General features: G+C 36.7%; 13 protein-coding genes. 8 read left to right on the top strand and 5 right to left on the bottom strand.

Features of this window, described 5'->3' with window-relative positions:
- The first annotated feature begins 5 nt into the window (after nt 1–5).
- From PHV30_01390 to PHV30_01360, 7 genes are all read left to right on the top strand, one after another.
- A complete protein-coding gene (locus tag PHV30_01390) occupies nt 6–449 on the top strand; it encodes a phosphoribosyltransferase family protein (GenBank protein MDD5455666.1) in 444 nt (147 codons plus the stop codon).
- Nucleotides 450–455: 6 nt separating this feature from the next.
- On the top strand, nt 456–1,349 hold the full coding sequence (locus PHV30_01385) for a glycosyltransferase (protein ID MDD5455665.1): 894 nt from the start codon (nt 456–458) through the stop codon (nt 1,347–1,349).
- Nucleotide 1,350: 1 nt separating this feature from the next.
- The gene (locus PHV30_01380) at nt 1,351–2,061 is read left to right on the top strand and encodes a glycosyltransferase family 2 protein (protein ID MDD5455664.1); all 711 of its coding nucleotides are present in this window, start codon (nt 1,351–1,353) and stop codon (nt 2,059–2,061) included.
- Entirely contained in the window at nt 2,046–2,738 is a 693-nt protein-coding gene (gene bshB1 / locus PHV30_01375; GenBank protein ID MDD5455663.1) for a bacillithiol biosynthesis deacetylase BshB1, read from the top strand. Before PHV30_01380 ends, bshB1 begins: the two co-directional genes overlap by 16 nt.
- Nucleotides 2,731–4,236, top strand: a complete 1,506-nt coding sequence (locus tag PHV30_01370; protein MDD5455662.1) for a hypothetical protein — start codon at nt 2,731–2,733, stop codon at nt 4,234–4,236. The genes bshB1 and PHV30_01370 overlap by 8 nt, the downstream gene beginning before the upstream one ends.
- 81 nt (nt 4,237–4,317) lie before the next feature.
- Nucleotides 4,318–4,656 (top strand): hypothetical protein, encoded by a 339-nt coding sequence (locus tag PHV30_01365; protein ID MDD5455661.1) that lies wholly within the window; start codon nt 4,318–4,320, stop codon nt 4,654–4,656.
- Between the two features lie 28 nt (nt 4,657–4,684).
- A complete protein-coding gene (locus tag PHV30_01360; GenBank protein ID MDD5455660.1) occupies nt 4,685–5,473 on the top strand; it encodes a hypothetical protein in 789 nt (262 codons plus the stop codon).
- Here PHV30_01360 and PHV30_01355 read toward each other — a convergent pair.
- Nucleotides 5,470–6,072: a flavin reductase family protein gene (locus PHV30_01355; GenBank protein MDD5455659.1), complete on the bottom strand. Its 603-nt coding sequence runs from the start codon at nt 6,070–6,072 to the stop codon at nt 5,470–5,472. The genes PHV30_01360 and PHV30_01355 overlap by 4 nt on opposite strands.
- A 2-nt stretch (nt 6,073–6,074) precedes the next feature.
- Nucleotides 6,075–7,199 (bottom strand): hypothetical protein, encoded by a 1,125-nt coding sequence (locus PHV30_01350; GenBank protein ID MDD5455658.1) that lies wholly within the window; start codon nt 7,197–7,199, stop codon nt 6,075–6,077.
- 235 nt (nt 7,200–7,434) lie between these two features.
- Here PHV30_01350 and PHV30_01345 point away from each other — a divergent pair, with 235 nt between their 5' ends.
- Nucleotides 7,435–7,833, top strand: a complete 399-nt coding sequence (locus tag PHV30_01345) for a type II secretion system protein (GenBank protein ID MDD5455657.1) — start codon at nt 7,435–7,437, stop codon at nt 7,831–7,833.
- Between the two features lies 1 nt (nt 7,834).
- On the opposite strand, the gene hemW is transcribed toward PHV30_01345, so the two are convergent.
- The 3 genes from hemW to PHV30_01330 form a co-directional block, all read right to left on the bottom strand.
- A complete protein-coding gene (hemW, locus tag PHV30_01340) occupies nt 7,835–8,938 on the bottom strand; it encodes a radical SAM family heme chaperone HemW (GenBank protein ID MDD5455656.1) in 1,104 nt (367 codons plus the stop codon).
- Nucleotides 8,938–10,737, bottom strand: coding sequence for a translation elongation factor 4 (lepA, locus tag PHV30_01335; GenBank protein ID MDD5455655.1), 1,800 nt, complete (start codon nt 10,735–10,737; stop codon nt 8,938–8,940). The genes hemW and lepA overlap by 1 nt, the downstream gene beginning before the upstream one ends.
- The coding region (locus PHV30_01330) for a U32 family peptidase C-terminal domain-containing protein (GenBank protein MDD5455654.1) at nt 10,730–11,792 on the bottom strand (1,063 nt) is incomplete at its 5' end. The genes lepA and PHV30_01330, both read right to left, overlap by 8 nt.

Below are 11,792 nucleotides of genomic sequence, written 5' to 3'. Positions count from 1 at the left end.
TTAATATGTTAACTGAAACAAACAAACTCAGCTGGGAAGATTTTGACAAATTATCCCGAAAAATTTATCGAGAAATTATAGAAAGCAAGGTGCCGATTGATTCTATTATCGGCATAGCCCGGGGAGGACTTTCTCTTTCAGGGTTTTTGGCATATCAGCTTTCAATAAAAAAACTTTATATAATAAATACTCAGCTGTATTCCGACAAAAAACTGATAAGCCCTAAAATTCTTTATTATCCTAAAGAAATAAAGCTGAACCATGTTCTGGTTGTCGACGATATTCTGGATACAGGGTCTACTTATTACTTATTAAAAGATTTATTGGCACAAATTGCTGAAAAATCCTACTGGGCTGTACTTATAGACAAAGGTAAAAGCAACATTAACGTTGATTTTACGGGCCATAAACTGAATCGTGATATATGGGTTGAATTCCCCTGGAACTAGCAGTCTATGGCTAAAAGCTATCCACAAGTTATAAACAACAGGAAAAAACCACTCATTTCTATTATTCTTCCGATATTTAACAGAGAGCAATTTTTAAAGGAAACCATTGAATCCATCTTAATTCAAAGCTTTCAGGACTTTGAGCTGTTGATTATCAATGACGGCTCTATTGACCGCTCGGTCAATATTGTTGATTTTTTTAAGCAGAGTTATCCACAGAAAATTTACTGTTTTACACAACCGAACAAAGGGGTTTCCAGCGCACGAAACCTTGGAATTTCCAAGGCTAGAGGCAAATATATAGCGTTTATAGATAGCGACGATCTGTGGATAAAAACAAAATTAGAAGAACAACTAGCTTTTATGGAGCAGAAAAAAGTTGCTGTTTGCCAAACTGATGAAACCTGGATCCGTAATGGAAAAAGAGTCAATCATATGAAAAAACACACCAAACACAGCGGGAATATTTTCTTTGACAGTCTGCCCCTTTGTATTGTTTCTCCTTCAGCGGTTATGATTAAAAAGGAAGTTCTCGATAAAGTTGGCTGCTTTGATACCAGACTACCAGTTGTCGAGGATTATGACCTGTGGTTAAGGATCAGTTTATTCTATCCTATTTATCTCTATCCAAAAAAACTAATCGTAAAAAAGGGTGGTCATGCAGATCAGCTATCACGAAAATATTGGGGTATGGACCGTTTTCGTATCTACTCCATGCGAAAATTATTAAAGCAACACGCGGAACATCTTAGCCTTCTGCAAAAAACAGCACTATATTGGTGGATCAAAGAAAAAGCAGCTATTATCAGTAGTGGCGCCTGGAAAAGAAAAAATTTTCTTCTTTATCTGAAGTATGGCTACCTGTTTTCTTTTTATTATATTAAATGGAATAATATCTGAAATGACTAAAAATCTGCTGATTATTCCCTTTTTTAATGAAGAAAAAACAATAAAACCTGTTTTGAATGAAATAATAAAATATTATTGCGACGACATTTTACTAATAGATGACGGCTCAACAGACCTTTCCAGGTGTGTTGTAGAGGCACTAAACCGCAAAGATATAATGATGATTAAACACAAAAAAAACCAGGGTTATGGAAAATCTTTGATTGATGGATTTAATTACGCTATAGTTAACGGGTACAATCTGGCTATAACAATGGATTGCGATGCGCAACATGAACCGTCCCAAATCCCCGCTTTCATAAAAAACTCTGTAACTGCTGATATTGTTTCCGGAAGCCGTTACCTAAAAGAGTATACTCAAAATCTTGACGCTCCTGAAGACCGCTTCAGGATAAACAAAATCGTCACCCAGGCTTTAAACAAGGTTCTAGCGACAAAAATAACCGATGCTTTTTGCGGATTTAAAGCTTATAGTATTAACAGCTTAAAAAAATTGAAATTAACTGAAAAAGGCTATGCCTTGCCTCTTCAGCTGCTGGTCCAGGTTGCTTTTCTTAAGCTCGAGCTGACAGAGTTACCCGTGCCCAGGCTATATTTCCATGCCGAACGTTCGTTTGGAAAGATCCTGGATGATCCTGATGCGCGTTTGCGTTATTATTTGCAAACAATTGAAAAGGAGGTCAAAAAATGGAAATCGATATAATGGCTATAGGTGCACATCCTGATGACATTGAAATAGGTATGGGCGGAACCATAGCTGCTTTTACCAATGCCGGCTATAAAGTTGTACTTCTTGATCTTTCCGATGGCGAACCGACGCCTGAGGGTACTCACACGAAAAGAATGAAGGAAGCACAAAAATCCGCCAAGATACTAAAAATTGAGAAAAGAATTACCCTGGACCTGATAAACAGAGAAATTACAGACTCTGTAGAAAACCGCAAAAAGGTAGCATCTGTTATCCGGCAATATAAACCAAAGATATTATTTATTCCATATTGGGATGACGGCCATCCGGATCATCTGGAAGCTGCAAAGCTTTGCCAGGCAGCTAGATTCTATGCCAAGCTTTCTAAAACCGATATGCCTAACACGCCTTATTACCCGAAAAAAATATTTCATTATCTTACTTTGCATATGCGGCTTAAAACTGAACCTTCTTTCATTTTTAATATAAGCGAATTTATGGAAACTAAAATTAAAGCATTAAATAGTTATGTTTCTCAGTTTGTTGCCAATAAAAAAAATATTCATGTTTTCGAATCGGTAAAACTGGAAAATGCTTATTGGGGCAAACAAATACGGCAGTCTTTTGGCGAACCGTTTGTTTGCAAAGAACACATTCAGCTTCATACGCCTGAAAGCCTGTTGAATGCCTGATACGTTAAAAGAAACTATTTGTAATCCTGAATACAATTTGTGGAACAAATTAATTCAGGAAAATAAAAAATCCCTGAGAGATACCGCTTTAATTTTATCTTCCAAGGAAAAAAATTCCTTAAGAATACAATTATTGCAAAATGCTTATCAATATACAAAAGAGTTGAATATTACCGGGCAATCTTGCGGATTGCCCTTAAAGGATATTAGCCCGGTTCAGGATGAAACCGTGGTTGCTACAGGTCATCAACCTGAAATTTATCATTGCGGTATTTTGGAAAAAAATGTTTTCCTGCAACAAATGGTAACAGAACAAGCCTTCACGGGCATAAATATAATTATTGATACTGATGCCGGCGATGGAGGGCTTTTATATTTTCCTGTTAAAACCAAAGAGGGTCAGGTTATGATTAAAACCGCCTCATTAACAGCGCGAGGTCTTTTTATGTTTCAAAAATTGAAATCTAAAAACACTATCAGCAGGCTATTCGGTGATGTTTATCAAAATTTACAGGGCTTCAATATCAAGCTGCCGGATAAATTTCAAGCAGCTAGTGATTATTATCAAGTTTTTGCAGGAAAAAGTATTGTTTTGGCTAACACACTTATCCGGCGATATCTGGAACAAACAAGCTTTTTGGAGATCCCCTTGAGTATTATTTGTCAAATTAAAGAGGTACAAGCAATTTTCGGTTATTTCTTTTTACATAATCAAATTTTTGCCAGATCCTATAACGTTTTGCTGCAAAAATTTAAGAGCAAAAATCATCTAAAAAATCCTGCTGAACCCTTTCCTGGACTAAATATCCAGCAGGACAGGTTTGAGACACCCTTCTGGGTCGTCGATAAAACCACTAAAGCCCGGTTACCACTTTATATTAAACGAAATAAAAATAATTTTATTTTTTTCAATTTCCGAGAAAAAATCTGTGAACTTCCAGGCGACCAAATTCACTTATACATTAAATATCTGCCCGAAAATTATCTGATTGTTCCTCGCGCATTTATGGTGTCTTTACTGCTTCGTCTTTTTTGCTGCGATTTCTTTATTCACGGGCTGGGTGGTTGTAAATATGACAGTTTTACCGATGAATACATGAAGCAGGAGTTGAAAGTAACGCCACCTGCTTTCGGCTGTGTAAGCGCAAACAGATATCTGTTTTCAGAAAATATCTCTGAAAGTTATCAAAAAAGCAATTCAGATGAGTATTTGCGTAAAATATTTTATCATCCTGAAAAATTTTTTCAGGAGTTGGACTTAAACCCTAAGCAACAAGGGGTAATTGAGAAACTCTTACAGAACAAACAATCTCTTTTGCAGAACAAAACCAAGCTTCTCGCAAACAATAAAAAAGATTTCTTAAAAAAATTAAAAAATGCTGATGGACAAATCCAACAAAAAATCAGCGAATTTTTGCCCGCTCCAATTTCAATAAAAACGTTACAGAAGACCATGGAAGCCCTGCGCTGGCGAAAATATCCTTATTTTTATTGTTAACGTTTTCAAATACATTAAGAAATATAAATACATACTTCCTGCAATTTTTGTCGATAATCACTAAGTAAGAGGGGTGAAAAAATGGTCCAGATAGATTCTGAAAACATATTTTCAATAAATGATTCCAAGCAATCGCTAATAGCTACAAATAAAAATGAAAAATATTTTCTCGGTGATAGAAAAACATTTATGCAGGACCTGCAGAAAAAAATAGATCAAATCACCAAAGATATGACGGATAGCAGCTCAGACTCAATGACTATTGACGGTGAGTTGATTCCAGATAAAAACACACCGGGTGCGATTTTTTTAATTAATACGAAATTACAGCAAATTCAGGACGTTAACCGAACACTTGTTTCCACTTTTGATTACTTAAAAAAGATAGAAGAAGAGGTTTCCAAGTTAATTACTCAGTAATATCGAATAGTTTTTCAACTATAAAATCATGAACTTAAACAAAGTTACACCATTAGATGTACAAAAACAGATGAAGGCCAATCAGCTGGAGGGCTACCAAAAAGCTGCAGAGCATGACCGGCATCATGAGGCTGTTAAAACAGTAGCCCAATCAGGAATCCGCTGGAATATCACAAAATCCAAGGATAATGAGATGCAAGCTAATCCTTTGCTGGATGTTGATCACGTAACCATAAGCAGCATCAGAAAATTTGATAAAACACTGTCTGCTCAGATTATTGCCCACAAATTAGGGTACAAAATATCTTTGGAAGACAGAAAAGAAATCCTTATAGATAAATATCTGAAAAATTTTTTACAGTCCAAATCCCACAATTTTATCGTAGCCAAATTTGCCGAGCTTAAATCTGCGTTTTTGGGACAATTACTTACCAACATAGGAGTTACTATTCCTGAGCTTCAAAAAATGCAAAGAAAGGCTTTAAAAGGGGCTGAGGAAGAAAACGAGCTGCTATACGAAGAAAACGAATATAATTCGGAAATGATCTGCATTCTGGGTGGGTCAGGAAAAAAAATAAAAAAAGAACTAAAAATCATGGATGAGATCCGCACACAACTGGAAACACAGATGGCCAATCTGGGTAAAGCGGAGCATTATACTCAAGAAAAAGTCCTGAACTTAAAACTGAAGGTTTGTAAACGTATCAGGGACGAATTTGTTAAAGAAAAAGACCTGTTAGAATATCAACATGATTATTTTTATTTAAACAAAGATAAAATTAAAACCAAAGAGACTAATATTCTGGAAAAACCTTAAGATTTTTTCACAGAGTATCCAAACCTTCCTATAGTTTTTCCCAAATCATGATAAGCTCCGTGCATATAGCACAACAAATCAGCCTTTTCCAAATCACAATAACCGTTTTTGTTAACCAGATAGGCATGCACGGAAACGTTTACGACTTCCGCTATAAAACAATCATGGCTGCCCAAGGGTATTATTTGCTTAACCATGCATTCAATACTGACCGGACAATTCTCAATCTGGGGTGTTTTAATAATTTTTGAAGAACAGGGCTTCAATTTGAGTACTTCCCATTTATTGATATCCCTTCCTGATCTTACTCCGCAAAGATCTACTGTTCTGGCCATTTTTGAGTCCGGTAGATTTACAACAAACTCTTTATTTTTTTTAATAATATCATAAGAATATCGGACAGGCCTTACGGAAATCGACAACATTGGCGGTTCAGAGCAAATGGTTCCTATCCAGGAAATGGTAAGAATGTTATATTCTCTGGGTAATATGCCGCAAGATATAATAGCCGCCGGCAAGGGATAAACCATGGTGCCTGGTTTCAGGTGAACCTTTTTATAATTTTTTTTATAAATATTTTGTTTGTAATCTTTTTTCATGACTAAAAATTTAATTTATAAGCAAGAGAATATGTTGCATCATTATCGCCAATTTTTTCTATGCTCATCTGTGCGGAGGTAAGTATATTAATTTTATAGGAAACAACTGCGGTAACAACATACGGGGCTCCTGAGAATACCAGCTTTTCGTAGTTTATCACACCCGTATAACCCATGAACTCCCTAAAGGCAACGGCAGCTTTTAAAGCAGGGGCTTTATCCTGATACAGGCTATAACCGGCGTTAATAATTCCCAACGGAAGTAATCTGGCTTCAAACCCTGCAAAAACACCAGTCACCGGGCCCGAGCTGTATATGTTAAGGTCAACAGGTGCTTTTTCATAGGTCGAATTAAACAAACCCGGCACAAAATTGTTTCCATAAGATCTGAATTCTGTCTTCACGGTAAAATTTTCATTTAGGTAATATTTTAATCCAGTGGTAATGCCATTGCTGTTATTAGAAAGTGTGCCATACTCTAAAAATACATCTATCAAATCCTGCACCAGATTAAACCCGGCATCAAAACTATATCCTGAAACATTCTGATTGATAAGCGCACTACCTGACTTTACCCCACCCTGGTCGCTAACTGATGTAACTCCAATCACAAGACTTTTGTTAATGCCAGGCATATAGGCAATGTCATAAGACAGTCGTATACCATATAATCTTTTATTGGTTGCCACCGCATAAACACATACGGGTTTATAAAGCTTGGTGTAGGCTTTTATTCCGGCCTTTGAACCGTCAAAATAAGTAATGCCGGGAGAACTGTCATAGGTATCCATAATCAGTCCATAGCCCAAGGTCACATTGTTGAGTAATCCGTAGCGCAGCCCTATTGTTTTATTATCATATTCGGCATGACGAAATTCAATCAGGTTAAGGCCGGCAGGTCTTTTATCCTCAGGCGTAACAAGGTTTAAGCCCATTTCAATATTAAATTCCCCAAATTTAAAGTTTTTAGCAATATTGAGGTTTAAAACATTGGCTCCTCCGTTAGAAATAAGGGATATTGTGCCTCCGCCTGAATCCAGGTCACTTAAAGATAATCCCCCGAAATCAGCAAAGGTATATATTCCTAAGCCCACCAAAAAAAAGGCCTTTCTGATTAGGTTTTTCAAGGAAGCCTCCGTAGTTTTATCTAAGCAAGAATAATCCGTTGAAAGCCAGCTTAAAAGAATATATAACAGTTAAGACCAAGGTGCTGGCAATAAGAATATTTAATCTGGTGTTATCCATTTGTTTTTATTGTATTCAATTTTTTAAATAAATACAACTCAGACACAAATTCTCGTGTTGACGTTTTATAAATATTATTATACTATATTAACGTAAACACATAAAAGGAGGCAAAATATGCGTAAAGGATTCTCGCTCATCGAACTGTTAATTGCTCTGTCAATTATGGCATTGCTGGGAACTTTGGTAATTCCCAATATTAAGAAGGTACAAACAAAAAGTTATCAAATCACCTCGGAAATAAATTTAAAAACTTTTCAGTCTTCGCTGGAAAATTATTACGTTGATAACAATATTTATCCCGTAGGACAATTAACGGCTTCCGACCTCTATATTGTTCTGAAAAACAGTGAACACCTGAATTCCTGTCCAATTAATCCTTATTACAAAAATGCTTATAGCAACAGCGATGTTAAGGGTAAAATCACATATTCTTCGTCCAGCGGTGATGATTACTCTCTGGTTTTATACGGCAATGATGGTCAAACTGTACAACTTACCTTAAACAAAATTTGACTTATACTTCTATAAAAAGTTCTGACATTAACAAGTTGTATATATTTAAACCTTTACTGTTAAAAGCAAGTTTTTCCTTGCTTAAACTTAGATATTTAAAATATTTGTTTATAAATTTTTTGTATTTTATTTTGAAGTTCGCCTGAAAGTTGTCACCGTATTGCTGCAATTCAAATCCTTTTATCAGACGCAAATTCATCATAAGAAATTCTTTCTCCCTTGTCTTTGTATTGAGCTTATATTTTTTAAGTAGTCTTTGGCCGTTTATATATTTTTGTATATCCCGGACATTTTCAAGCCTGGTATGATTTAAGGTTGAAACAGCGCCTGCGCCTACCCCGAGATACTCATCATAGCGCCAGTAATGCAGGTTATGCCTGGATTCATAACCTTTTAAAGCAAAGTTGGATATTTCATAACGACTGAGTTTTCTTATTTTTAATTCTTTTATTATTGTCTGTTGCATTTTCAATTCCTCGTTTTCTGAAAGCAATTTGATGGTTCCTTTTTTGTAGCGGGAGTACAGTTCTGTACCTTTTTCCAACATCAGCGAGTAATAGGAAACATGTTTTACTTGCTCAGGAATTGAGTTAATATCAGCAGCAACATCCTCGGCGGTTTGACTGGGGATCGCATAAATCAGGTCCAGGCTGACATTGTTAAATTCTGCTAAAACTTTATTCAAAATAGCGTAGGGCTCAACTGTTCTGTGCCGACCAAGAATTTTTAATTTTTCAGCATCAAAAGATTGAATGCCTACGCTCAAGCGATTAATACCCATTTTTTTGTATGAGTCCAACTTTTTTTCTTCAAGATTTTCCACATTGGCTTCTAGGGTAATCTCCGGTTTTTGTTCAAAAATAAAACTCTCCCTGATAACTTCCAGAATAATTTTCAGATGCCCGGGATTAAGCAAGGCCGGATTGCCCCCACCGAAATAGATGGTATCTATATTAATGTTTTGCGCTTCATAACCACGTATTTCCTGGACCAGGCTTGTACAATATTTGTTTTCAAGCTCAAAATTGTGGGATATCGAAAAAAAGCTACAGTAACCGCATTTTCTGGTACAAAAAGGTATGTGAATATATAAAGCAATGCCCACTAGTCATTTTCTATGGTCAATATGGATAAAAATGCTTCTTCCGGGATTTCTACCCGACCGATGCTCTTCATTTTCTTTTTGCCTTCTTTTTGTTTTTCCAACAATTTTCTTTTTCTGGTAATGTCCCCTCCATAGCATTTGGCTGTAACGTTCTTTCTCATGGCTTTAATTGTTTCTCTGGCGATAACTTTACTGCCTATAGAGGCCTGAATAGGTATTTCAAACATTTGTTTGGGGATAAATTCCTTCAGTTTATTCACCATATCACGACCTTTGGCATAGGCGTTGTCTTTATGGGTGATGAATGAAAAAGCGTCGACAACGTCATGATTAAGCAGTATATCCACTTTTACCATATCAGACTCCTGGTAGCCGGAAAATTCATAGTCCAGTGAAGCATATCCTTTGCTCAGTGCTTTCAGCTGATTAAAAAAATCTACCAGAATTTCATTTAAGGGAAGTTGATAATAAAGCAGCACTCTGGTCTCAGCCAAATATTCCATGTTAAGCATTTTACCTCTGCGTTTGTTACACAAATCCATAATTGACCCCACATAATCTGATGGTAAAAGAATGGTTGCTTTGACTACTGGTTCTTCAATGCTTTGAATCCTGCCTCTGTCCGGGAACTTGGACGGATTATCAATTAACAATATTTCATCATCAGATAAAAGTATTCTATAAACAACGCCCGGAATAGTAGCTATAAGGTTTACATTAAATTCCCTGAATAAACGCTCTTTAACAATTTCCAGGTGCAGCAGGCCTAAAAACCCGCAACGAAATCCAAAACCTAGAGCTTTTGATGTTTCCGGTTCATAGTGCAGCGAGGAATCGTTTAGTTTTAGTTTTTCCAAGGCTTCCCGCAGTAATGGGTAGTTATCGCTGTCAACGGGATATAGACCGGAAAAAACCATGGGTTTTGGTTCTTTATAGCCAGGCAGATGATCTGCTGTTTCATTGTTCAATTCTGTAACAGTATCACCTATACGGATATCGGAAATTTTTCTGATGTTGGCAACAATATATCCTACTTCGCCCGTAGAAAGTTTGTTGGTTTTTACTTTTTGGGGCTTAAAGCACCCTACTTCCAGCACCTCATAGCTGGCTCCAGCTTTCATAAACTTGATTTTTTGACCGGGGAAAATCTCTCCGTCAAATACTCTGACCATAACAATTACTCCGCGATAAGCGTCAAACATGGAATCAAATATCAGCGCCTTTAAGGGTGCCTGCTCCTTTCCGGAAGGTGCCGGGACTTCGATGACAATCGCTTCCAGTACGCTCTCTATACCAAGTCCTGTTTTCGCGCTCACTTCCAGCATCATGGTTTTTCCTAATATCGCTTCTATTTCACGTTTTGTTTTTTCTATATCAGCAGAGGGCAGATCTATTTTATTTATTACAGGAATAATATGCAGATTATTTTCCAGGGCTAAAAAAATATTAGCCATTGTCTGAGCCTCGATTCCCTGTGAAGCATCAACCACAAGAAGCGCTCCTTCGCAGGCAGCCAAACTTCTGGATACCTCGTAGGTAAAATCAACATGGCCCGGTGTATCTATTAAATTCAGCATATAGTTGTGCCCGTTCTTGGCTTTATACATCATACGGGCAGGCTGCAGCTTTATGGTTATTCCTCTTTCCTGTTCAAGATCCAGCGTATCCAGCACCTGCGCTTTCATATCTCTGGCTGAAATTGTGTGGGTCATCTCCAGCAAACGATCGGCCAGGGTTGATTTGCCATGGTCGATGTGGGCGATTATTGAAAAATTCCGGATGGTTTTCTGGTTACTCATTTTTCTTTCTTATAATCAGGTTATGTATTAATCCCGCCTTGTTGTTAACGGGCACCATTATCCGATATCCATTATGCGCTGCCTTAAGTTCCTTGCCTGTTGATGTATTTAATATTTTTTTTATTTCAATGACCTGATCATCAATTATATCAGGAAAAATTATCTCAATTTCGTCTCCACATTTTATTTCATCCCGTACATTTATGACAAGTTGATGTTTTTCATAACTTTCTATCATGCCGACCATTTTATAATCTTTTATATACTCTGAACTTTTGAAATTAAATAAATCCTTGTCAGAACTTGAAAAAAATCCAGTGGTATATTCTCTGTGCGATACTTTATTCAGCTCATCCAGGTAAGTCTTTCGTACTTTTGTGTCTTTTATCTTTTTCCATGTTTTATCTATTATATTACGGTAAACTCTGGTTATACTGGCAATATAATATGAGGTTTTGTTCCTGCCCTCAATTTTCAACGAATCAATACCCATACTTATTATTTCTGGTATTCTTGCCGCTAAATTCAAATCTTTGGAGTTCAGGATGTAAACTCCCCTGTCCTGCTCTTCCATTAATATTTCCTGGTTGGAATTATTCTTCAGCAGTTCATATTTCCAGCGGCACACATGAGCGCAATTTCCCTTGTTGGCATCCCTACCCAACAGGTAAAGGCTCAGGTTGCAGCGGCCGGAATATGCCATACACATTGCCCCATGGACAAACATTTCCAGCTCGGTTTCCGGATTCTCTTTTCTAATCATCACCAGTTCTGTTTTGGAAAGCTCCCGAGCTAAAATGATTCGGCTGACTCCCTGCTCTTTCCAAAATCTGACACTTTCATAATTCAGCACATTACTTTGGGTAGAAAGATGTATCTGGACTTCAGGAATCTGCTGTCTCAAAATTTGAATAAAACCGGGGTCAGATACAATAAAAGCATCTATATCCAGCTTTTTCAGTTTGGGTAAAATAGTTTCCAGTTCTCTGATATCTTCATTATGAGCAAAAATATTTAAAGCCAGATAATACTTTTTATTATTTTTTTTACATAAT

The sequence above is a fragment of the Candidatus Margulisiibacteriota bacterium genome (assembly GCA_028715625.1).
Classification (GTDB): domain Bacteria; phylum Margulisbacteria; class Riflemargulisbacteria; order GWF2-35-9; family GWF2-35-9; genus JAQURL01.
Note: the sequence above shows the minus strand (reverse complement) of the source record. Positions and strands in the feature narration are given on the sequence as shown.